Source organism: Pelomonas sp. Root405, from assembly GCF_001425165.1.
In the GTDB taxonomy this organism is placed as follows: Bacteria; Pseudomonadota; Gammaproteobacteria; order Burkholderiales; family Burkholderiaceae_C; genus Pelomonas.
Window position 1 is genome coordinate 366404 of record NZ_LMDU01000001.1, and the last position, 21335, is coordinate 387738.

General features: G+C 68.9%; 19 protein-coding genes. 13 read left to right on the forward strand and 6 right to left on the reverse strand.

Going from position 1 to position 21335, the window contains the following annotated elements; all coding sequences use genetic code 11:
* The first annotated feature begins 2 nt into the window (after positions 1-2).
* Positions 3-3887, forward strand: a complete 3885-nt coding sequence (locus ASC81_RS01685; RefSeq protein WP_056261883.1) for a hypothetical protein — start codon at positions 3-5, stop codon at positions 3885-3887.
* 361 nt (positions 3888-4248) lie between these two features.
* On the opposite strand, the gene ASC81_RS01695 is transcribed toward ASC81_RS01685, so the two are convergent.
* The 3 genes from ASC81_RS01695 to ASC81_RS01705 form a co-directional block, all read right to left on the reverse strand.
* Complete coding sequence (locus ASC81_RS01695) at positions 4249-4758, reverse strand: DUF1993 family protein (protein ID WP_056261889.1); 510 nt, start codon at positions 4756-4758, stop codon at positions 4249-4251.
* A gap of 130 nt (positions 4759-4888) precedes the next feature.
* The gene (locus tag ASC81_RS01700) at positions 4889-6313 is read right to left on the reverse strand and encodes an amidohydrolase family protein (RefSeq protein WP_056261892.1); all 1425 of its coding nucleotides are present in this window, start codon (positions 6311-6313) and stop codon (positions 4889-4891) included.
* Positions 6313-7587 carry an alanine racemase gene (locus ASC81_RS01705; protein WP_056261895.1) on the reverse strand — a complete coding sequence of 425 codons (1275 nt, stop codon included), beginning with the start codon at positions 7585-7587 and terminating at the stop codon, positions 6313-6315. Before ASC81_RS01705 ends, ASC81_RS01700 begins: the two co-directional genes overlap by 1 nt.
* 83 nt (positions 7588-7670) lie before the next feature.
* Here ASC81_RS01705 and ASC81_RS01710 point away from each other — a divergent pair, with 83 nt between their 5' ends.
* A complete protein-coding gene (locus ASC81_RS01710) occupies positions 7671-8063 on the forward strand; it encodes a RidA family protein (protein WP_056261897.1) in 393 nt (130 codons plus the stop codon).
* On the opposite strand, the gene ASC81_RS01715 is transcribed toward ASC81_RS01710, so the two are convergent.
* On the reverse strand, positions 8060-8572 hold the full coding sequence (locus ASC81_RS01715) for a DUF1579 domain-containing protein (protein ID WP_056261899.1): 513 nt from the start codon (positions 8570-8572) through the stop codon (positions 8060-8062). The two genes, ASC81_RS01710 and ASC81_RS01715, sit on opposite strands and share 4 nt — an antisense overlap.
* Before the next feature lie 134 nt (positions 8573-8706).
* Between ASC81_RS01715 and ASC81_RS01720 the strand changes: the two genes are divergently transcribed.
* Both ASC81_RS01720 and ASC81_RS01725 read left to right on the forward strand, forming a co-directional pair.
* Complete coding sequence (locus ASC81_RS01720; protein WP_056261901.1) at positions 8707-9084, forward strand: VOC family protein; 378 nt, start codon at positions 8707-8709, stop codon at positions 9082-9084.
* A gap of 2 nt (positions 9085-9086) precedes the next feature.
* On the forward strand, positions 9087-9437 hold the full coding sequence (locus tag ASC81_RS01725) for a DUF2200 domain-containing protein (protein ID WP_056261904.1): 351 nt from the start codon (positions 9087-9089) through the stop codon (positions 9435-9437).
* On the opposite strand, the gene ASC81_RS01730 is transcribed toward ASC81_RS01725, so the two are convergent.
* A complete protein-coding gene (locus ASC81_RS01730) occupies positions 9434-10342 on the reverse strand; it encodes a LysR family transcriptional regulator (RefSeq protein WP_056261907.1) in 909 nt (302 codons plus the stop codon). The genes ASC81_RS01725 and ASC81_RS01730 overlap by 4 nt on opposite strands.
* A gap of 118 nt (positions 10343-10460) precedes the next feature.
* Here ASC81_RS01730 and ASC81_RS01735 point away from each other — a divergent pair, with 118 nt between their 5' ends.
* Positions 10461-10871, forward strand: a complete 411-nt coding sequence (locus ASC81_RS01735) for a RidA family protein (protein ID WP_056261910.1) — start codon at positions 10461-10463, stop codon at positions 10869-10871.
* An 18-nt stretch (positions 10872-10889) separates the two neighbouring features.
* On the opposite strand, the gene ASC81_RS01740 is transcribed toward ASC81_RS01735, so the two are convergent.
* Positions 10890-11300 carry a DUF1801 domain-containing protein gene (locus tag ASC81_RS01740; protein WP_056261913.1) on the reverse strand — a complete coding sequence of 137 codons (411 nt, stop codon included), beginning with the start codon at positions 11298-11300 and terminating at the stop codon, positions 10890-10892.
* 77 nt (positions 11301-11377) lie between these two features.
* Between ASC81_RS01740 and ASC81_RS01745 the strand changes: the two genes are divergently transcribed.
* The 8 genes from ASC81_RS01745 (at position 11378) to ASC81_RS01780 (ending at position 21324) form a co-directional block, all read left to right on the forward strand.
* Positions 11378-13525, forward strand: a complete 2148-nt coding sequence (locus ASC81_RS01745) for a family 20 glycosylhydrolase (protein ID WP_162245845.1) — start codon at positions 11378-11380, stop codon at positions 13523-13525.
* Positions 13522-14733, forward strand: a complete 1212-nt coding sequence (locus ASC81_RS01750; RefSeq protein ID WP_056261920.1) for an ABC transporter substrate-binding protein — start codon at positions 13522-13524, stop codon at positions 14731-14733. Before ASC81_RS01745 ends, ASC81_RS01750 begins: the two co-directional genes overlap by 4 nt.
* The gene (locus ASC81_RS01755) at positions 14733-15596 is read left to right on the forward strand and encodes a carbohydrate ABC transporter permease (RefSeq protein ID WP_082536178.1); all 864 of its coding nucleotides are present in this window, start codon (positions 14733-14735) and stop codon (positions 15594-15596) included. Before ASC81_RS01750 ends, ASC81_RS01755 begins: the two co-directional genes overlap by 1 nt.
* Positions 15593-16402 (forward strand): carbohydrate ABC transporter permease, encoded by an 810-nt coding sequence (locus tag ASC81_RS01760; RefSeq protein ID WP_056261927.1) that lies wholly within the window; start codon positions 15593-15595, stop codon positions 16400-16402. Before ASC81_RS01755 ends, ASC81_RS01760 begins: the two co-directional genes overlap by 4 nt.
* A gap of 80 nt (positions 16403-16482) precedes the next feature.
* On the forward strand, positions 16483-17580 hold the full coding sequence (locus tag ASC81_RS01765) for an ABC transporter ATP-binding protein (protein ID WP_056261929.1): 1098 nt from the start codon (positions 16483-16485) through the stop codon (positions 17578-17580).
* 74 nt (positions 17581-17654) lie between these two features.
* The gene (locus tag ASC81_RS01770) at positions 17655-18653 is read left to right on the forward strand and encodes a lytic transglycosylase domain-containing protein (RefSeq protein ID WP_235533540.1); all 999 of its coding nucleotides are present in this window, start codon (positions 17655-17657) and stop codon (positions 18651-18653) included.
* A 16-nt stretch (positions 18654-18669) separates the two neighbouring features.
* Positions 18670-20073, forward strand: coding sequence for a serine hydrolase (locus ASC81_RS01775; protein WP_056261932.1), 1404 nt, complete (start codon positions 18670-18672; stop codon positions 20071-20073).
* Positions 20074-20172: 99 nt separating this feature from the next.
* Positions 20173-21324 carry a GGDEF domain-containing protein gene (locus tag ASC81_RS01780; protein ID WP_056261935.1) on the forward strand — a complete coding sequence of 384 codons (1152 nt, stop codon included), beginning with the start codon at positions 20173-20175 and terminating at the stop codon, positions 21322-21324.
* Positions 21325-21335: the final 11 nt, after the last annotated feature.

Below are 21335 nucleotides of genomic sequence, written 5' to 3' on the forward strand. Positions count from 1 at the left end.
CCATGCTTCTCGATGCAGCATCTTTCATTGCCGCGGCGGCCAGCCTATCTACGCGGCAGATCAAGCAAGCCGGGCAACGATACACACCCGGCATCGAACCAGGTGCACCAAACCTCAAAATTGAGGCGCTGTCGACAGCCCTCGACAACGTAGCCTGCGGAGCCGCCGCACGAGCCAGATTCGACGCCGTCCTTGAGCAGGTTTCAGAGGGATGGAAGCGCGCCAAGGGCAGTAGTCAGCGAGCTGCGGAGATCGAGTCGCTGACGGCGGCTGCGACCGCGTTCATCCCAGCAATGATGAGCAGGATGCTCTCGCAGGACGCCGCCGTGGGCGATGTTTGGTCGACGCACCTGTCCGGGATCGAATCGCTGCTGCTCGAGGATGGCGCCTACTGGCGGGCGGAGGAAGCAAAGCTAGGTCCCGATGATGGGAACTACTCGTCGGCGCGCAACACCATTCGCGGCCACATTCATTCGATTGGCACGTGTTTGAGCGTGGTGCGCGACGAACTCGAATATGCAGGCAGTTCTTCGTTCAAGCTGCTGTACGGTCCGAACCTACTCATCGCTGGGGAATGGGGCACTGGCAAGACGCACCTGCTTTGCGATGTCACCACTGAGCGCCTTGGACGCGCGGCACCCACGATCCTGGTGCTCGCTAAGAACTTCCAGGGCGACGTGTTGGCAGATATTGGCGCCCAGATGGCCGCCGGCATCTCGTTGGAAGATCAGTTCGCATGTCTGAACGAGGTGGCGGGCAACGCGGTGGAACGTGCGCTTGTGATCGTTGACGGCATCAATGAAGGGCGGCGCCGCGAGTGGCGTCAGGCTGTTGCCGCACTGCTGTCCCTCGCGGCCGCACACCCGAACGTTGGGTTGGTCGTGTCATGCCGCACGCCGTTTGAGCCGATTGCAATTGACAAGGCGGACCTTCCCAAGTTTTACCGGCTGCAGCACTACGGCTTCGATGACCAGGAGTTCGACGCACAGGCGGCCTTCTTCCAGCACTACCAGTTGCCGCTTCCGGAGGTCCCGCTGCTGGATCGGGAGTTTTCTCGCCCGCTCACGCTGAAGCTCATCTGTCAGTCGCTTCAAGAGCTGACAGATTCAAAGAAGGCGAAAGGATTTGTCGGCATCGCTTCAGGGCAGCGTGGGATGACGTTCGTCCTGGAGGCGTTTGTCAAACGGATCGGCGCGTCGGTCGAGAGCGAGTTCGGGTTGAAGAGCAAGGGGTGCTGGCTCTTACTGAAGGGTGACGACCAGTTCGCCGATCAACATACTGCCGGCTTCGCTCCGTGCATGGCCGCGAAACTGCGCGGCTATTTACTTCCATCCGAGGTAGATGGGATCGTGGCCGCGAGCTACCCCGCAATGTCGCCCTCCAAGCGCCGGCAGCTCATTGAGGCCATGCGCACGAACGGCCTGATCGAAGAAGACGCCATTTGGTACTCAACCAAGACCGGCGCGCACAAGACAAGGGTGGTCTTCAGGCTCCCTTACCAGCGCTTCAGCGACCACCTCGTCGCGAGACATTTGCTGAGCGCCTACCTCGATGCGACGTCCGCCGACACCATCAAGCAGAGCTTCGTCGGCGAGTCGCCTCTCGCCCGGATATTCCGCCTGTCCAAGGGGCACTACCGCCAGTACGAGGAGCCGGGCTGGGCTCAGGCGCTCATCACAGAGTTCGCTGAAAGGGCTGGCAAGCTGCCGCCCAAGGAGCGGGAGTTGTTTTTCGCGCTGCCAAAGTCGGCGCAGGACTGGACCGCCTATTTCGAACCGTTCATCGAGGGACTCTTCTGGCGCAATCCCAAGGCGTTCACAGAAGGAACCGTCGCGGCCCTGAACAAGTACCTGGGCGCCAGCGGAGGATCGTGGGACCGGGTCATGGATGCCTTGGCCGCCGTCTCAACAAAGCCTAACCACCCATTCCACGCCAGCCGCCTCTATAAGTACCTCGCACAGTATCCGATGGCCAACCGCGATCTGCGGTGGTCCGAGTACCTGCGGAGGAGGTATGCGTCACCGACCATCCACCGACTGCTGACTTGGGCGGAGAAGCTCGAAGGTGTGAGCATGAGCCGCGCCTCAGCTGCGGAGCTGGTCGCCCTCCTCTCCTTGGTCCTCACGACCGTTGTCCGCAGGGACCGCGACTTGGCCACCAAAGCGCTTGTCCTGATTGGCGAGCGCTTCCCGGACGTACTGTTCGCGCACGCCCTGGTGACTTTGGACTTCAACGATCCGTACGTCCCAGAACGCATGCTGGCAGCAGCGTATGGCACGACACTGTCGCTGGTTGACTCGGACAAGGTGCCGGACTTCAAGGACCATCTCGGCGGCCTCGCCGAGATGCTCTACCGCCAGTTGTTCGCGCCCCGTGCGAGGCACAGCACGCACCACACCCTCATGCGGGACTACGCGCTGGGCATCATCGAAGTCGCCCAGCGCGCTGGCTGCGTAAAACTGCCGAAGACATCAGCGCGTCATCTCAGCCGACCATTTCCCAGCATCCGGTCGTCCTTTGCGGGAAATGGCGTGCCCGATGCTGCGGTTACTGATGCCATCGGGCACGCCATACAGATGGACTTCGGCAACTACACCATCGGCAGGCTCATCCCCAAGCGGGCGAACTACGATCACAAGCACCCCGAGTACCTCCGCGTGCGCTCAATGATCGAACGGCGCATGTTCGACCTCGGCTACAGAGAAAAGCTGTTCAAGGACGTCGAGCACGACCTCGGCAGGAACTCTTGGAACTCAAAGGACGAGCACAAGGTTGATCGGTACGGAAAGAAGTATTCGTGGATCGCCTACTTCGAGATGTGGGGCGAGCGGGCTGCGCATCGGAAGCTGCCCGACTGGAAACAAGACCATCGGACTTCAGACTGCGGTATCGACCCGACATTCCCAAAGCGTCCGCCTGACTGGTCGCCGCCTATGCCTGACCTGTGTGGCGAACCAAGAGCCTCTACCGAGGAATGGGTGGCCAGTGGCTATACGCCAGACTGGCGATCGCTGCTTGTAGTCCCTGAGATCAACGGCTACCGGGGCGATTGGGTGCTCGTCGAGGGCTATGTCAACGGCGATGACCACGCTCACGACCGGCAGATGTGGGGCTTCCTACGCGGAGTGTTTGCGAGCCGTAAGGATGTCGAGACTCTACGACGCAAGTACGACGCAGTTGCCTTTCAGGGCAGTGATCGGATTCCGGAATCAGCGTCCGAGTACTACGTCTATGGCGCAGAGCCCGGCCATAGAAACAACTATGGGCACAACCTGTATCAAGCCAATGGCAAGTACCGTCGGCAGACGCAACGCGCCTTCGACGAGTACGTGGAGGACCCCGGGCCGCCGCGGAGGCGCTCATTCACGATAAAGATCGCCTCAATGGCCAAGACTGGCATCGCGCTGGACAAGGAGATCCTGCACGAATTCGACATCCCGATTAGGCGCCTTGTGCCGGGCGTGCGGCTTGAGTTGCCATCTATGAAGTTTGCCTGGGAGTCCTATCACTCCGTGCACAACGCCTTCTCAAGCTTCAGCCTGCCCGCGCCAAGCCTCATACAGCGCCTCGGCCTCTTTTGCCGCGACCGCCAGATCGACTTTTTCGATGCGACCAGGCAGCCCGCCACGCTCTTCCGTGAGGCCGGCGATGGCTGGAAGGGAGACCGGCACGCGCTGCTGTACGTCCGGGCAGATTTGCTACGGCGATACCTTGCCGAGACTCGCCAGGTGCTTGTTTGGTGCAACTGGGGGGAGCGTGACTGGCTGGAAAAGATGGACGGGGTCGATGTGCGTGCCAATCCGGCGAGGCAGCGTGTTTACCAGGATCAATCACATATCCACAGATCGTTCATGCAGTGGTCGGCCAAAGACTCAACGATCGTGTAGCAACGGGGCCCATGGATGCGTCCGATATCCGGCCGCTCGATGAGCGAAAAAGGGACCGGCAGCGGTGGGTGGCTGCTTCACCCGTAACCGCGGTCAGCGGGTGGATCAGGATGCGGTCCACGTCGTCGGCGTGCATCTGGAAGTGGGAGGCGCCGCCCGGCTGCAGCCGCGTGACGGCCCCGGGTTCGCTGACGCCCCAGTCGCGCGCAATGTCGGCCAGCCTGCGGCTAGCCAGGTCGGGGGGCGCCTCGCTCCACGTCAGGCGGATGGGCGTGAGGCCATCGACCAAGTCCTCGCGCCGCACCGTGGAGCCGGCCGGGTCGAGGTCGTGCGGTAGGTCGGGGCGAACGCAGTTGCCTGCTCAGTACGCGCCCATGTAGTCCTTCTTGCCGATCTGGATGCCGTTGTGGCGCAGGATGGCGTAGACGGTGGTGATGTGGAAGAAAAACTGCGGCAGTCCGTAGTGGGCCAGGTAAGCGCGGCCGCTGAACTTCCTCTCCTTGGGCGTGCCAGGGCGCAAGACGATCTCGCGCTCTTCGGCGGCTTCGAACTGTGCGGGCTGCAGGCTGTCCAGGAACAGCAGGCTTTCCTCCAGCATGGCGGTCAGGTCGGCGAAGGTCTTCTCCTGTCCGTCATTGGCGGGAACGGCCACCCCCGCAAGACGGGCGCTGACGCCACGCGCAAAGTCAGCCGCGATCTGCACCTGCTTTAGCAAGGGAAACATGTCGGGGAAGAGCCGCGCCTGCAAGTAGGCCGCAGGCTCGATGGCGTGAGCGGTGGCATGGGTGTCAGCCTTTGCCAGCACGGCCTTCATGGCAGTCAGCATCTGCTTGAAGACGGGAACCGATTGCGTGTACATGGTCGAGGTCATGTCTGTTGTCCTGTTAGGGCGTTGAACTTGGCGCGGATGAGGCGGCCGTGAGCAGCCAGTCCGCGCAGCTTGAATCGTGGAGAAGGGCCACGTTCGCAAGCGCGCATCATCGCCGCCCGTTGCGGGGGCGCTATTGGGCCGACTTGGCAAGCACCCGCCCGGCGCGCGCGAGTGGCGTGTGGCCGTCCAGTGCCAGTTCGCCGTTCACCCACACGGCCGCGATGCCGGCGGCCGGCGTCGTCGGTTCGCCGTAGTCGGCTCGGTCTGCCAGTCGCTCGGCGTCGAACAAGACCAGGTCCGCCGCCGCCCCTTCGCGCAGCACGCCGCGGTCTAGCAGTCCGAAGCGCTGCGCCGTCAGCCCCGTCATCTTGTGCACCGCCTGCGCCAGCGTCAGCAGGCCGCGCTCGCGGCCGTAGTGCGCCCAGACGCGCGGGAACGCGCCCCACAGGCGCGGGTGGGGGAAGCGGTCGTGCGGCAGGCCGTCGGAGCCGATCATGGCCAGCGGGTGGGTGAGGATGCGGTCGACATCGTCGGCGTGCATCTGGAAATAGCAGGCGCCGCCCGGCTGCAGCCGCGCCACGGCCTCGGGTTCGCTACACGCCCAGTCGAGCGCAATATCGGCCAGCCAGCGGCCGGCCAGTTCGGGGTGGGCCTCGCTCCACGTCAGGCGGATGGGCGTGAGGCCATCGGCCAGGTCCTCGCGCAGCACCGTGGAGCCGGCGACGTAGGGGTAGACGTCCAGCCCCAGCGACTGGCGTTCGGCCAGCCGCTCGATCAGCGCCAGCGTCTGCAGGCTGCGGCCCCATTGCGCGCGGCCGGCGCATTTGTGGTGGGAGATGACCAGGGGCAGGCCGGCGGCGTGCGCGCAGTCGGCGGCCTCGGTGATGGCGTCGAGCACATCGGCCATCTCGTTGCGCAGGTGCACGGCATACACGCCGCCGTGGCGGGCGGCGATGCGGGCCAGAGCCAGCAGCTCCGTGGCGTCGGCCGCGGCGGCGGGGGCGTAGAAGGTGCCCGAAGACAGGCCGGCTGCGCCCTGCTCCATGGCCTCGTCGAGCAGGGCGCACATGGCGTCGCGCTCGGCATCGGTCGCCGGGCGGTTGAGGTCGCGCATGCAGCGCAGCCGCAGCGCCGTGTGGCCGACCAGGCCGACCGCATTGACGGCCGGCCGCGCGGCGTCAGCGGCCGCGCGCCAGTCGGCAAACGACGCATGCCGGAACTGCTCGCGCGCGAGCAGGTTCATCGGCGGCGGCGGGTCGGCCGTTACCAGCGGCGCCAGCGAGATGCCGCAGTTGCCGGTGACGACGGTGGTCACGCCCTGCGTCAGCTTCGGCAGCATGCCGGGCGACGTGATCAGCGCCGCGTCGTCGTGACTGTGGGCGTCGATGAAGCCGGGCGCCAGCACGAGGCCGCTGCAGTCGCGCCGCGGCACGGCCGGGTCAACCTGCAGTGCCGTGCCGAGGGCCGCGATGCGCTCGCCGGCTATCAGCAGATCACCGACCCAACCCGGCGCGCCACTGCCATCGACGATCAGCGCGCCCTGCAGCAACAGCATCAGCTGAACTGCGTCGTGATCGCGTCGACGACGCGGTCATCCTCGTCCACGACGGCCATCCACGCCCATTTGTCGAAGGTCGTGCACGGGTGGGACGGCCCCAGCGCGACGCGCTCACCAACGGCCGGGCCATCGGTCTCGGCCGGGTCCCAGCGCAGGTAGGCGTGTTGGTCGTTCAGCCCCGTCACCTGCCACCCCTTGGGCACTTTCCGCCTGCCACCAACAAGATGCCACACGGGCACCGGCCAGCCCTGGTCGAAGGACACGTCGCGTCGGCCCGCGTTCAGCAGCGCCAGCCCGGGCTCAGGCGCGGACAGCACCTGTGTCCACACCTCCAGCGCCGGCTGCAGGCTGGGCGCGCCGAGTGGCGTCCCCATGCGCTCGTCCATGGCCTGCATGTAGCGGCCGTAGTGCGCGTGGTCGTGGCAGATGTAGCAGCCCGAGCGCAGCAGGCCGATGCGATTCGGCCGGCTCTGCAGCACCGGCGCGACAAGGTCGAACAGCGCCGAGCCGCCACCGCTCAGCCACAGCGGCTGCACGTCAATCAGCCCCTCGGCCTCGATGTCGGCCAGCAGCGCCTCGACGCGCGCCTGCCATTGCTGCATCAGCGCCCGGTCGGGCGCGGTCTCGCCGACCACTTGGAGGCCCTCGTAGAAGCCGATGCCGCGCAGCCGCAGCGCGGGGTGGGCTTTTAGCGCGCGAGCGAGCGCCAGCGCCGGGCCGTGCTCGCGCAGGCCGCAGCGCTTGTCGCCCAGCTCGATCAGCACGTCCAGCTTGGCCTCGCCCGCACCCAGCTGCGTCCAGTGCGCGGCCAGCAGGTCCAGCTGCGCCTGCGAGTCGACAAAGAAGGCCAGCTCTAGGCCGGCGTGGCGGCGCCGCAGGTCCAGCAGCTCGGCCAGGTCCGCCGCGCTGATGACCTGGTTGGCAATCAGCGCCCGCCGCGCACCGGCGGCCAGGCCCAGGCGCAGCTGGTGCACGTTGGCAAACGTCAGCCCCCAGGCGCCGGCGTCGAGCTGGCGGCGGAACAGCTGCGGGCTCATCGTCGTCTTGCCATGCGGCGCCAGCTGCACGCCGCGCTCGGCGGCGAAGTCCTGCATCCACTGGATGTTGTGCGCGAGCGCTGCCTGCCGCACGACGGCCAGCGGCGTCGGCAGCTCATCGAGCCGCCAGCCGCGCTGCGCCACATCGGCCAGCGCCACGGGCGGCTGCAGTGCCGGAAAGCCCTTCAGCCAGGGGCCCAGCCAGCCAGGGCGCGGCGTGTCGTCGTCTTGCATGCGGCCATCATCGCGCCGCTGTCTGAAGACCGTCTAAAGGCGGCCCTTGCGCGCGGCGGCCGAGCCCACCAGACTGCCGCGCCATGACCCAACTGACCTTCCTCGGCGCCGAGCCCACCGCCAGCGACCGCCAGCCCCGCCCGCTGTCCCCCGCCGTGCGGGCCGGCGACTTTGTCTATGTCTCCGGCCAGGTGCCGGTCGACGCCAGCGGCCAGATCGTCGACGGCGGCATCGAGGCGCAGACGCGCCAGGTGTTCGCCAACCTCGAAGCGGCGCTGGCCCTGGCCGGGGCCACGCTGGCCGATGTGTGCAAGACGACGGTCTGGCTGGAAGACGCGCGTGACTTCGGCGCCTTCAACCGCGTCTACATGGGCTACTTCCCGGATGGCAAACCGGCACGCTCCACCGTCGAGTCGCGGCTGATGATCCCGGCGAAGGTGGAGATCGACGTGGTGGCCTACCGGCCATTGGCTTAGGCAGCAGCCAGGCCGGCGCGGCGGTAGTTGACCTCGACGGCGAGGGCTTCCTCGCCGGCCGGCGTGATGTTGAACATGCGGATGTCCAGGTGCTCGGCGTCGGGCTGCGTCAGCTCGGTGCGCCAGCCCCAGCGCGGGCCGCCGGCCCCATCGCCATAACTGCCCAGTGCGCCAAAGCGGCCGTCTTCCACCTTGCCGGTGCTGAACATGATGGACGTGCCGGTGCCGAAGCTCTCGCCCCAGGCGCATTCAAAGGCCTGGTCGTCGAGGTGGTAGGCCCACAGCGCGACGCCCTCGAAGAGCTCGCCGCTGCAGCGGCCCTCGTACTCGTGCAGCAGGAAACGGCCGCCGGCGAGGAGCCGGATGCGGCCACGCTGCACCGACTCGTCGGCCAGCTTGCCCGGCTCGAACCAGAGGCGGAACCGGCCCTCCCACTCGCCGGCCATTGCGGCCAGCCGATGATGCGTGCCGCCGGGTGCGGCGGAACGCAGGAATGCTTCTTTGCTCATGACGCTTCCTCTGGTGACAAACGCCGCCGGCCGGTGTGCCGACGGCGAGGCTGTGTCATCGTAGTGGGGCGCTGCGGTGCGGGCCAGATGCGCTCGGTTGTGCCGTCAGCAGATCAGGTTCTTCAGGAGTTCTCATGTTCGACCATGTCAAGTTTGGCGTCAGCGACTACGCGGCCAGCAAGGCCTTCTTCCAGCAGGCGCTCCAACCGCTCGGCGTGGGGGTGGCGTCTGAAGGGCCGCCGAGCTACGGCGTCGAGCTGGCCAAGGGTGAGGCGTCGGTGTGCCTGTTCCAGACGGCCGAGGCGCCGGCTCATCTGCACCTGGCGTTCAAGGCCGAGAGCCGCCAGCAGGTCGACGCCTTCTACCGCGCCGCATTGGCTGCGGGCGGCAAGGACCACGGCGCGCCTGGGCTGCGGCCCAAGTACCACGCCAACTACTACGCTGCTTTTGTCATCGGCCCCGACGGGCACAACATCGAAGCCGTCTGCCACGAACCCGAGGCGGGGGCCTGACCATGGTTGCCCACCGGATCTTCTCGACGCCCTTCGCCAAGGTCTACCCGATGTACGTGCAGAAGGCCGAGCGCAAGGGCCGCACGCAGGCCGAGGTCGACCAGGCGATCTGCTGGCTGACCGGCTACGACGCTGCGGGGCTGCAGCGCCAGATCGAGCGGCAGGTCAACTTCGAGACCTTCTTCGCCGAAGCACCCGCCCTGCATCCCCATGCGGCCCTGATCAAGGGCGTGATCTGCGGCATTCGCGTGGAGGACATCGAGGAGCCGCTGATGCAGAAGCTGCGCTGGCTGGACAAGCTGGTCGACGAGATCGCCAAGGGCAAGGCGATGGAGAAGGTGCTGCGCGGCTAGCGCCCAGGCAGCGTCGCCATCAACTCGTCGACCCAGCCGATGAAGGCGCGCAGCCGCGGGCTGACATGGCGGGTGGGTGGATAGGCCAGGTGCATGGCCATCGGCTCGATCTGCCAGTCGTCGAACAGCCGCACCAGCTCCCCGCGCGCCGCATGCGGCTCGGCCATGTAGCGCGGCAGCCAGAGCACGCCCATGCCGGCCAGGCCGGCGGCGAGATAGGCATTGCCATCATCGGCCGAGACGACGTGGCGGCCCTCGACAGTCAACATCTCGTCACCCCGCCGCATCGGCATGGCTGCGACCTTGCCGCTGCTGGAGCGCAGGAAGCCGACGATGCGGTGGTGCGTGCCCGCCAGCTCGCGCGGATGTGCCGGCGTGCCCGCGTGCTGCAGATAGCCGGGCGCGGCATAGACGCCCAGCGGCAGCTCACCCACACGCCGCGCGATGAGCGACGGCACCGTGACCTCGCCGCCGCGCAGCACGCAATCCACGTTGTCACCGATGACGTCCACCACGCGGTCGCTGACGCCCATGTCGAGCTGGATGTCGGGGTAGCGGCGGTGGAAGTCGGGCAGCGCGGGCATCAGAACCAGCCGCGCGAAGGGGCTGGGCACGTCCACGCGGAGGCGGCCCGCCGGCGCGCCCGCATCACCGCTCAGATCGCTGTCCGCCTCGGCCAGGTCGGACAGCACGCGCACGATGCGCTCGTAGTAGGTCGCGCCCTCGGTGGTCACCGTCACCTGGCGTGTCGTGCGGTGCAGCAGCTTCACCCGCAGCCGCGCTTCCAGCTGCTGCACCAGCTGCGTCACGGTCGTCTTGCTCATGTGCAGCGTCAGAGCGGCCTTGGTGAAGCTGCCGGCCTCCACCACGCGGACGAAGGCCTGCAGCGCGTCGAATCGGTCCATCGGGGTTCCTGTTGTTTGGCCCGGCCAAACAGTGTTTGTGCGCCTTGGCTGTTTATCGACCGGCGCGGCGTCCCTAGAGTTTGCGTCCTCGACACCCCATGCTTTCAAGGAGCACCCCATGACTCAACGCGACGTCGTCTTTCCCCCCGGCCGCCAGGCCCTCTACGAGCTTCATCGCTACTCGCCGGCGGTGCGCGCCAACGGCCTGCTGTTCGTGTCGGGCCAGGTTGGCAGCCGCGAGGACGGTTCGCCCGAGCCGGATTTCGAGGCCCAGGTGCGGCTGGCATTCGCCAACCTCAAGGCCGTGCTGGCCGCGGCCGGCTGCAGCCTGGATGACCTGGTCGACGTGACCACCTTCCATACCGATCCCGAGCGCCAGTTCGAGACCGTGCTCAAGGTGAAGGACGAGATGTTCACGCAGGCGCCGTATCCGAACTGGACGGCGGTTGGGGTCAACTGGCTTGCAGGGTTTGATTTCGAGATCAAGGTGGTTGCGAGACTGCCCGATGCGCTTGGCGCGGTTGCCTGACCCGGCATGCTGGTGACGTTAGCGGGCCTTGGCTTGGTTGTGGGTCACCGCCGCCTTGATCAACGCCTTAAACGCTGGCGCATCCACCTCATCCGTCGGCCCGAAGTCGATGGCCCGCCGGACCTTGCCGTCCAGGCTCGAATTGAACAGCCCCTTCGGGTCGTCCAGCGCCGCCCCATGCGCCAAGGTCAGCTTGACCTTGGCCTTGTAGGTCTCGCCGGTGCACAGGATGCCGGCGCACTCCCACACAGGGCCGTCCCATTTCCAACTCTCGACGACGCCCTCATCGGCCGCGAGGATGAGCTCGCGCAGGCGCTTCAGCGTGTCGGCGCGCCAGTCGCCCAGGCCGGCGATCTTGGCGGTGATGAGTTGGGCGGGGGAGTCGGCGGCCATGGCATCTCCGGTGCATGAAAGTGATGACCGTCGCATTCTGGCGTTCTCGTTCTTGAGACAACCTTCAGATGGGCTTGAGATAGCCCCTAGCCATGCCGGCAGAAGATCGCCGCATGCCGACTGCCCCGCTCGCCGACGCTCTGCTGCCCACGCCGCAAGCCCTGACCCTGCTGCCCGGCATGGGGCCTGCGGTGGCCGGCTTGCGGGGCGTGCCGTTGGGGTGGCGGGCGCTGCTGCCGACGGACGAATCGGCCGGCGCGGCGCGGCTGGTGTTGCCCCATCTGGCGCCGCGGCTGCCGCACCTCGGGGATGACGAGTCCTTCCAGCTGCGCCTGGCGGCCGATGCTGTCCATGTACAGGCGGCCACGCCGGCCGGCGTGCAGCATGGCCTGCATGCCCTATCGCAGCTTTGGCATGCGGCCCGCACGGCCGGTGCCGCGACGCTGCCCGCACTGCAGATCGACGACGAACCCTGCCACCCCTGGCGCGGCCTGCTGGTGGATGTGGCGCGCCGACCGCTGCCCTTAGCCGCGCTGCAGCGCCTGCTCGACGGCATGGCCGCGGCGCGGCTCAACGTGCTGCACTGGCATCTGACGGACGATCAGGCCTGGCGGCTCGAATCGGCGCGCTACCCGCTGCTGCAACAGCGCGCCAGCGGCGGCTTCTTCTACACGCTGGACCAGGCGCGCCGACTGGTGGACGAAGCGGCCGTGCGCGGCATCCGCGTCGTGCCGGAGCTGGACCTGCCCGGCCACTGCTGGGCGCTGGGGCTGGCCTACCCAGAGCTGCTGTGTGCGCCGGCGCCGACCGAGGCGCAGCGCGGCTTCGGCGTCTTTGGCGCCGCGGTGAACCCCGACAGCGACGCGCTTTACGAGGTCCTCGACGGCGTGCTGGGCGAGTGGGCCGAGGTCTTCCCCGACCCTTTCATCCATCTCGGTGGCGACGAGCTGGAGCCTGCTGCCTGGACGCGGCTGGCCGAGCAGCGTGGCGGCAGCCTTGCGGCGCTGCAGGCTGCCTATCTAGCCCGCGTCGGCGCGCTGCTGCAGCGGCATGGTCGCAAGCTGGTCGCCTGGGACGAGATGGGCCAGTCGACCGCGCTGCCACCGGGCACGCTGCTGCAATGCTGGCGCGGCGAAGAGGCGCTGCGTCTGGCGCCATCGGGCCTGTCCGGGCGGCTGCGCAGCGCAGGCTTCTATTTGGACCAGATCCACCCCGCGGCCTACCACTGGCGCCGCACGATGCAGCCGCCGGCCAGACCGAGTGCGCCTGCGGCGGGCGCCCAGGCCTGGGCGCTGCAGGCGACCGTCGGCACCTGGCAAGTCGAAGGCCAGCTGTGGCTGAGCGGCGCTGAGGCGCGGCTGCACCTGCGCAGCAGCGGCACGCTGGACGAATGGCTGGCGCCGCGCGTCATGCCAGGCGCGGTGCCGTGGCGGCTGCAAGTCGACAGCGACCTGGGCGAGCTGGAGTTTTGGGGGCCGCTTGGCGACAGCGGCGGCGGCTGGCTGCGCGTGGGTGCGCTGCGCCAGCCCTGCGACTGGCAGCCGCTGGTGGACGAGGCCCCGGCCTGGCCGGCAGCCCCCGCCGCCGGGGCGCCGGTGTCCATGTTGGGTGGCGAGGCCGCGCTGTGGGCGGAACTGGTGGAAGAACCGCAGCTGGCACTGCGCTGCTGGCCGCGCGCGCTGGCTGTGGCCGAGCGGCTGTGGAGCGACCCGGCGGACGACAGGGCCCTGACGCAACGGCTCGCGGCCACGCAGCGCTGGCTGGTCGACACCGGCCGCATCGATGCCGACCCTGCCGCGCCGCTGTTCGCCGCGCTGTGCCCCGACCCCGCCGACCGCGCGCTGCTGCGGTCGCTGGCGCTGTGGCTGGAGCCCGGCGCCGGCTATGCGCGCCAGCATGCCAAGAAGCGCGCCCAGGCCTACACGCAGGACGAAGCGCTCAACCGGCTGGCCGACGCGCTGCCGGCCGAGAGCCCGCTGATGGCCGCGCTGCGCGATGCCCCATCGTGGCTGGCGGTGTTGACCGAAGCCCGCCAGCAGCTGCCCGCCTGGCGCGCGATGCTCGCCGCATCGCCCATGCTGGCACCGGCGCTGCCGCTGCTGGACGTGCTGGCCGATCTGTTCGCGTTGGGCGACTCACTGTGGACGGGCCACAAGCCCGCCGACGCGCAGCGGCGCCTGCATCACGCCGCCGCCCTCGTCGACGAGATGCTGCCCGCCCTGGTGCAGCCGCTGCAGCGACAGCTGGACGCGCTCGCATGAAGCGCTTTGCGCTCATCGCGCTGCTGCTCGCCGGCAGCGCGCGCGCCGCCGACCTGGAGCTGCTGCACGGCTGGACCTCGGGCAGCGAGGCGGCCATGGTGGCCGAGCTGAACGCTGCGGCCAAACGCGGCGGTGTCGACCTGAAGACGACCGCCGTGGCCGGCGCGTCCAACGCCAACACGCTGCTGAAGGCGCGCTTCCTGTCCGGCCACCCGCCGACGCTGGCGCAGACCGACAAGCCGCTGCGCATCTGGGCCGAGGCCGTGCCGCTGGCCGACCTCGGGCCGGGTGTGAATGCGCAGTTCGCGGCCCTGCCGCATGCGGTGGCCGCCGAGCTGCGCGACGGCGGCAAGAAGCCCGCCGCCATCCCGCTGAACGTGCACCGCCTGAACACGCTGTGGAGCAACCTGCGCCTGCTGCGCGCGCACGGGCTGGCCGTGCCGCAGGGCTGGGACGAGTTCCACCGCACTGCCGAGGCCTTACGCCGCGCCGGCGTGCTGCCGCTGGCCATCGGCAGCTCGGCCGGGCAGAAGCTCAGCCTCTTCGTCGCCGTGGTGCTGGGCCGCGAGGGGCGCGACTTCTTCGAGCGCGCGCTGGTGCAGGCCGACCCGGCGCTGCTGGCCAGCGCACGCATGGCCGCGCTGTTGCAGGAGTTCCGCCGGCTCAAAAGCTACACCGACGCGGGCCAGGTCAGCCGCGACTGGGCGGGCGCCACGGCCTTGCTGCTGCAGGGCCGCGCCGCCTTCCAGTTCACCGGCGACTGGGCCAATGGCGAATTCCTGAAAGCCGGCTGGCAGGCCGGGCAGGACTACGACTGCACGGCCGCGCCCGGCCACGCCGGCCTGCATTACTTCGAGTTCGACCGGCTGGTGTTCTTCGCGCAGCCCGCGCGACTGGGCGCGCAGCGGCGCCTGGCGGCGCTGCTGCTGCAGCCGCAGACGTCGGCCCGGCTGGCGCAGATCAAGGGCGGTATCCCGGTGCGGTCCGACGCGGACCTGGCCGGCTTCAATGCCTGCGCGCAGCGTTCGGCCGCTGACTTCCGCGCCGGCGAGACGCGCGGAGAGCTGGTGCTGGCGCTGAGCGCGCGCCTGGGCGAGAGCGCCTATGGCGGCCTGCGCGACGTGTTGTCGGCCTACTGGGCCAGCGAGCGCATGACGGTGCAGCAGGCGCAGACGCGGCTTGCGCAAGCCCTGCGGCAGGTGGACTGATGTCGGAGCGCCGTACCGCACTCGCCTGCCTGATCCCGCTGCTGCTGATCGGCGCGGTCTTCTTCTACGGCTTCCTGCTGTGGACGGGCTGGCTGTCGCTGACGCGCTCCAACCTGCTGCCCAGCGCCGAGTTCATCGGCCTCAAGCAGTACGAGCGCCTGCTGCTGGACCCGCGCTGGCAGGCGGCGCTGTGGAATCTGCTGCGCTTCGGGATCGGCTTCGTCGCGCTGCCGCTGCTGATCGGCCTCGGTCTGGCGCTGCTACTGGACCAGAAGCTGCGCGGCGAGGGCGCGCTGCGCTGGGTGTGGCTGCACCCGATGGCGCTGTCGATGGTCGTGACCGGCAGCGCCTGGCGCTGGCTGATGGACCCGGAGCAGGGCGTCGCCGAGGCCGTGCGCGGCTGGGGCTGGACAAGCTTTCGCTGGGACTGGCTGGCGCAGGAGGAGATGGCGGTCTATGCGCTGGTCGTGGCCGCCGTGTGGCAGATCAGCGGCTTCGTCATGGCCATCTTCCTGGCGGGGCTGCGTGGCATCGACGAGTCCATGCTGCAGGCCGCGCGGCTGGATGGCGCACAGGGCTGGAAGCTGCTGCGACGCGTCATCCTGCCGCAGCTCGGGCCCAGCCTGTTCTCGGCGCTGCTGGTGCTGCTGCCGGCGGCGATCAAGACTTTCGACCTGGTCGTCGTGCTGACGGAGGGCGGGCCCGGCCAGGCCAGCGAGCTGCCGGCCTTCTACATGTTCCAGATGGCCTTCGAGCGCAGCCGCCTGGGCCTGGGCGCGGCCAGCGCGATGGTGCTGGTGATGATGGTGCTGAGCATTGCCTTGCCTTACGCGGTGGTGCGCTCGCGAAAGAGCACCGCATGAAAAGACTGACGCTCTATCTGCTGGCCATGCTGGCGGCCCTGGTGATCGCCCTGCCGCTGTTGCTGATGCTGATGAACAGCTTCAAGGGCGCGGCCGAGGCGCAGCAGGGCTTCCTGGCATTGCCGAGTGATCCGAGCTTCGCCGCATGGCGCCTGGCCTGGGAGAAGCTGCACGGCAGCTTTGGCATTAGTCTGATGCTGGCTGTGCCGGCGGTGGGGCTGTCGGCGCTGCTGGCGGCCGTCAACGGCTTCGTGCTGTGCAAGTACCGCTTCCGCGGCGAGCGCTGGGTGGGGCTGCTGCTGGTGCTGGCCTTCTTCCTGCCGATCAAGGTCTATCTGCTGCCGCTGGCCATCACGATGGCACGGCTGGGGCTGGATCGGTCGCTGGGGTTGCTCATCGCCATCCACGTCATCTACAGCCTGCCGCTGGCGCTGTTCTTCCGCAACCACTTCCTGGCCTTCCCTGACGAACTGCTGCAGGCCGCGCGGCTGGACGGCGCGGGCTTCTGGCGGCTGCTGTGGCGCGTCGTGCTGCCGCTGTCCCGGCCCATCTTCGTCGTCGTGCTGATCCTGCAGTTCACGACGATCTGGAATGAATACCTGTTCGGGCTGGTGTTCGGGCCCGAGGACGCGCGGCCCATCACGGCGGCGCTGGCGCAGCTGAGCGCCCAGACGGAGACCGGCGCGCGCGCCTACCCGCTGGAGATGGCCGCGGCGCTGCTGGCGGCGGCGCCGACGCTGGTGGTCTACCTGCTGGCCGGGCGGCACTTCACGCGCGGCCTGGTGGCGGGCGCTGTCAAAGGCTAAGAACTCAATGCAACCACAGAGACACAGAGGCACAGAGGAAATGCAAGGGGCTGCTTCTCCGTGGCATTCACTCAACTGATATGACCGAAGAAGAAGCTGGCCTGCGCATCAGCGGCCTGACCCGACGCGTCGGCGCACACACCATCCTGGACGACATCACGCTGAACCTCGATGCTGGCGAGATGCTCATCCTGGTCGGCCCGTCGGGCTGCGGCAAGTCGTCGCTGCTCGGTGTCGTCGCGGGCCTGCAGCCGCATTGCAGCGGCGAGATCCAGCTCGACGGCCGGCGCATCGAGGGCTTGAGCCCGCGCGAGCGGGACATCGCGATGGTGTTCCAGAACTACGCCCTCTACCCGCACATGAGCGTGGCCGAGAACATCGGCTTCGGCCTGGAAATGCAGGGCTGGTCGCGCGCGCGGCGGGAGGCGCGGGTGCTTGAAGTGGCCAAGCTGCTGCAGCTGCAGGCGCTGCTGGCGCGCAAGCCCGCGCAGCTGTCCGGCGGCCAGCGCCAGCGCGTCGCGATGGGCCGGGCGCTGGCGCGCCAGCCGCGGCTTTTCTTGTTCGACGAGCCGCTGTCCAACCTCGACGCGCAGCTGCGTGCCGAGATGCGCAGCGAGATCAAGCTGCTGCACCAGCGCCTGGGCCGCAGCGCCATCTATGTGACGCACGACCAGACCGAGGCGATGACGCTGGGCCAGCGCATCGCCGTGATGAAGGACGGGCGCGTGCAGCAGTTGGGTACGCCGCAGACGGTCTACCAGCGGCCGGCCAATCTCTTTGTCGCGCAGTTCCTGGCCAGCCCGCCGATGAACCTGCTGCCGGCGCGGCTGGAGCCGGAGGGCGAGTTCACGCTGATGCTGCGGGGCGCGGGCTCAATGAGCTGGCGGCCCGACGCCCTGCCTCGTCGCGAGCGCCTGCTGGGCCGGCCGCTGCTGCTGGGCTGGCGGGCGGAGTCGGTCGGCGTGGCGAGCAATGGCCCGGCGCTGTCGCTGCGCGCGCCGGTGCTGCTGGTCGAACCCACCGGGGTGGACAGCCTGGTGCAGCTGCAACTCGGAGAGCATCGCCTGCACTGGCGCTGCGCCGGCTGGCCGACGCTGCGGCCGGGCGACGTGGTGACGCTGTCGCTGCCGCTGGCGGAGCTGCTGGTGTTCGACGCCGAGACCGGCGAGCGGCTCTAGGCGCCAAGGCGGGGCGGGCCGAGCGGGCAAGCCGTCTAGACTCGCAGCCCGCTTCCGCTCCTCGCCCACCGTCCGTGAGAACCCCGTTTCTGGCGCTGCTGTTCGCGCTGTCGTTAGAGCCAGTGACCGCCCTGGCCCAGTTGCCCTCGTTGACGCTGGAGCAACTGCCCCGGCCCACCATGCCGCCCGGCGAACGCGGCCCCGTCGTGCCCGCGCAGGTGGAGCGTTGGCGCCAGGAGGCCAAGGCGCTGGAGTACGGCGACGGCGTCAAGCGCGACGAGGTCGCCGCGGCCAAGCTGTATTGCCGCGCGGCGCGTTATGGCGATGCGGAGGCGCAATTCAGCCTGGGCTGGATGCTGACGAATGCACGCGGCATCCAGCGCAACGACGCCGAGGCCGCCCACATGTTTGCCGCCGCCGCCGAGCAGGGTATGGACCAGGCGCAGAACATGCTGGCGCGCATGGGCGGCACGCCGCTGGGCGACCCGCCGCCCTGCCTGCGTCCGCCGGAGACCGACCCGCCCGTGGCCGTGGCGCCGCCGCCGGTTCGTGGCGCCAAGCCGCCTGTGTCGTTGTGGGCCTCGTTGCCGCTGCCCGACCGTGCGCCGGCCGCCATCGTCAACTACGTCAAGCTGCTGGCACCCGAGTACCAGCTGGCCCCCGCGCTGGTGCTGGCGGTGATGGCACAGGAGTCCAACTTCGACCCGCTGGCCGAGTCGCCCAAGAAGGCCATGGGGCTGATGCAGCTGATCCCCGAGACGGCCGCGCGCTTTCGCGTCACGCGCATCACCGACCCGTCGCAGAACATCCGCGGCGGCATGGCCTATCTGCGCTGGCTGCTGGCCTATTTCGAGGGCGACGTCATGCTGGCCCTGGCCGCCTACAACGCCGGCGAGGGCGCGGTGGACCGCTACCTGGGCGTGCCGCCCTATGCCGAGACGCGCCTGTATGTGCGCAAGATCATGGCGGCTACCGGCGGCCAGCGCCTGCATCCCTTCGACCCGAAGGTGACGGGCGCGTCGCCCATGCTGCTGCGGGTCAAGGCCGCGATGCAGGCCATCCAAGCACGTTGAAGCCATCGGACACCGCATGCTCAAGCCCATCGCCCTTGCCGCAGTCGGCCTCTTTGGCCAGGCTCAGGCCGGCCCCGAACAACAGGCCCAGGCCCTGCTGGATGCGCTGCGCGAGGTGAGCGGCGTGGCGGGCATGTCCGCCGCGGTCTGGCAGGACGGCAAACTGCGCTGGCAGGGCGGCAGTGGCTGGCGCGACGCCGAGCAGCGCCTGCCGGTGCAGAGCGACACGCGCTTTCGCCTGGCCAGTGTCTCCAAGCTTTTTGCGGCGGTTGCCGTGGCCCAGCTGAAGGCCGAGGGCAAGCTTGATGTCGACAAGCCGGTGGGCGCGCTGCTGCCGGGCCTGGAGCCGGCGCTGGCCGCGCTGACGCCGCGTTTGCTGGCCGCCCATCTGAGCGGCATGCCGCACTACGAATGGCGCGACGCTGGCCGCGGCAGCGTGCACCACGCGACGGCGCGTGACTCGCTCGGCCATCTGAAGGATCGGCAGTTGCAGACGCCGCCGGGCAGCCGCTACCTGTACTCATCCTGGGGCTACACCCTGCTGGCTGCCGCGGCCGAGGCGGCGGCGGGCCAGTCATATCTGCAGTTGTTGGCCGAGAAGGTCGCGCCGGGCCTGGCTATCGGGCCGGATCAGACGGGCCAGGCGCCGGGCATGTCCAAGGCCTATGACTTTGCGGCCACCGGCTGGCAGCTAGCGCCGGCGCACGACTTCAGCTACAGCTGGGGCGGCGCCGGGCTGTCCGCCAGCGCGCCGGCCCTGGCCGAATGGGCCGGGCGGCTGCTGCAGGGCCGCATTGTCGATGCCGCGACGCGTGACTGGCTATGGCAGCCGGTGCTAGACGATGCCGGCAAGCCGGTCGGTGAGCGCAGTTTCAAGATGGGCTTCGGCTGGCGGCTCGACACCGACCTGCAGGGGCAGAAAGTCGTCCACCACGCCGGTTCCACGCTGGGCGCGCGCAGCGTGCTGCTGCTTTGGCCCCAGGGCGACGACGCTGGCACCAGCGTCAGCCTGCTGTCCAACGTGATGTGGACTTCGTCCATCGAGCGCAGCGCCGAGCTGCTGAGCGCGCCGCTGCGCCGACCCGTGCCGGGTCTTGTGCCGCAGGCCTGCCCGCTCAAGGCCAGCCGCTTCGAGGGCGAGTTGAACGGCGCCGCGCTGGAGGGCAAGGCCAGCTTCAGGCGTGATGCCAACGGCCTGTGCCGCGGTGAGCTGAGCTTGCCACCGGCGCTGGCCAAGGTCGTCAACCTGGGGCCGCAGCCGGCGGCCGAGCGCCTGCTGGTCGTCGGCCTGCAGGGCGACATGGCGCGGGCCGCGGTGGTCACGCCCATCGGGCTTGCCGACTGGCGGTCCCAGGCCGACGGCAGCATCAGCGTCGACGGCGTGGCCGGGCGCCGCCTGGTGCTCAGGCTCAAGGAATAGGTGGCCCGGCGTGAGAAAAGTCATGGCGCGGTGCCGGCTACCTACGGCAGTAGCCTCGGGTTGCACCCATCGTGCGGACTTCGCCCGAACTGACTGACGATGGAGCCCCTTCACGCCGACACCCTGCTGCGCGTCTTCCAGCTGGTCACGACCATGCTGGCCCTGGCGACGCTGGGCGGCGCCTGGCACGTCAAGGGCGAGCGTGCGCTGTGGTTCTGGGCCGGTGCCTTTGCCGCGGCGGCGCTGACACAGGCGGCCCGGGCCCTGGCCATCGCGGTGGAACTGCCGCGCGTTTTCTGGGTCGTCGGCCACAACGGCGGACTGATCTCGGCCTTGCTGCTGCTGCTTGGCCTGCGCGTCTACCTCGGCCGGCCGCTGGACTGGCGCTGGCCGGTCGCCTTCACCGGCCTGACCTGCATCGGCTCGTTCACGCTGACGGCCTGGCTCGGCCAATTCTGGCCCTCGCTGACGCTGACGCTGCTGGCCACTGCGGCGCTGACCATTCCGGCCGCCCATGCCGCGCTGCAAGCCTGGCGAGAGCAGCGCGGCTTCCCGATGCTGCTGCTGGCTGCGGACCTGATCATCTGCGCGATGGTCGAGGTGGCGCGCGGCCTGGCTGTCAGCCCATTGATCGCGGAGACCCGCGTGCAGCTGATGCAGTACAACGCCATCGGCCTGCTCGCCACCATCGGGCTTGTCATCGGCCAGGCCCTGGCCATGCTGCTGCTCTTGCAGGACCGAGCGCTGCGCCAGATTGAGCGCCTCATCGAAGTCGACGTGCTGACCGGCCTGCTGAACCGGCGCGGTTTTGACGAGCGCCTGCGCCGCCTGCTGCAGCGCGATGACGCGCACCCGCCGGTGCTGGCTCTGCTGGACGTGGACCACTTCAAACGCATCAACGACACACACGGCCATGCGGTGGGCGACGCCGTGCTCAGCGGCATCGGCGAGCGCCTGCGCGACACGCTGCGGCCGCTGGACCTGGCCGTGCGCCTGGGCGGCGAAGAGTTCGCGGTGATCTGGGCCCAGCCCGAGGCGGGCGGTGACATGCGCCTGGGCGAACGCGTGCGCACCGCCATCGCCTGCCAACCCTTCATGACCACGGCGGGCCCGCTCGCCGTGACGGTCAGCGTCGGCGTGGCGCGGGCGCACGGCGTGCAGGAAGCACCCGAGGCGCTGTTCAGCCGCGCGGATGCGGCGCTTTACGAAGCCAAGCGCAAGGGGCGGGATCGGGTGTTGCTGGCGGCGTGAGGGCTGGTGCA

Coding starts and splice junctions, on each gene's coding strand:
- ASC81_RS01685 (WP_056261883.1), top strand. CDS start 3: ATGCTTCTCGATGCAGCATCTTTCATTGCCGCGGCGGCCAGCCTATCT.
- ASC81_RS01765 (WP_056261929.1), top strand. CDS start 16,483: ATGACCGAAGAAGAAGCTGGCCTGCGCATCAGCGGCCTGACCCGACGC.
- ASC81_RS01735 (WP_056261910.1), top strand. CDS start 10,461: ATGACTCAACGCGACGTCGTCTTTCCCCCCGGCCGCCAGGCCCTCTAC.
- ASC81_RS01760 (WP_056261927.1), top strand. CDS start 15,593: ATGAAAAGACTGACGCTCTATCTGCTGGCCATGCTGGCGGCCCTGGTG.
- ASC81_RS01725 (WP_056261904.1), top strand. CDS start 9,087: ATGGTTGCCCACCGGATCTTCTCGACGCCCTTCGCCAAGGTCTACCCG.
- ASC81_RS01715 (WP_056261899.1), bottom strand. CDS start 8,572: ATGAGCAAAGAAGCATTCCTGCGTTCCGCCGCACCCGGCGGCACGCAT.
- ASC81_RS01710 (WP_056261897.1), top strand. CDS start 7,671: ATGACCCAACTGACCTTCCTCGGCGCCGAGCCCACCGCCAGCGACCGC.
- ASC81_RS01705 (WP_056261895.1), bottom strand. CDS start 7,587: ATGCAAGACGACGACACGCCGCGCCCTGGCTGGCTGGGCCCCTGGCTG.
- ASC81_RS01695 (WP_056261889.1), bottom strand. CDS start 4,758: ATGACCTCGACCATGTACACGCAATCGGTTCCCGTCTTCAAGCAGATG.
- ASC81_RS01730 (WP_056261907.1), bottom strand. CDS start 10,342: ATGGACCGATTCGACGCGCTGCAGGCCTTCGTCCGCGTGGTGGAGGCC.
- ASC81_RS01750 (WP_056261920.1), top strand. CDS start 13,522: ATGAAGCGCTTTGCGCTCATCGCGCTGCTGCTCGCCGGCAGCGCGCGC.
- ASC81_RS01720 (WP_056261901.1), top strand. CDS start 8,707: ATGTTCGACCATGTCAAGTTTGGCGTCAGCGACTACGCGGCCAGCAAG.
- ASC81_RS01740 (WP_056261913.1), bottom strand. CDS start 11,300: ATGCGACGGTCATCACTTTCATGCACCGGAGATGCCATGGCCGCCGAC.
- ASC81_RS01755 (WP_082536178.1), top strand. CDS start 14,733: ATGTCGGAGCGCCGTACCGCACTCGCCTGCCTGATCCCGCTGCTGCTG.
- ASC81_RS01780 (WP_056261935.1), top strand. CDS start 20,173: ATGGAGCCCCTTCACGCCGACACCCTGCTGCGCGTCTTCCAGCTGGTC.
- ASC81_RS01700 (WP_056261892.1), bottom strand. CDS start 6,313: ATGCTGTTGCTGCAGGGCGCGCTGATCGTCGATGGCAGTGGCGCGCCG.
- ASC81_RS01745 (WP_162245845.1), top strand. CDS start 11,378: ATGCCGACTGCCCCGCTCGCCGACGCTCTGCTGCCCACGCCGCAAGCC.
- ASC81_RS01775 (WP_056261932.1), top strand. CDS start 18,670: ATGCTCAAGCCCATCGCCCTTGCCGCAGTCGGCCTCTTTGGCCAGGCT.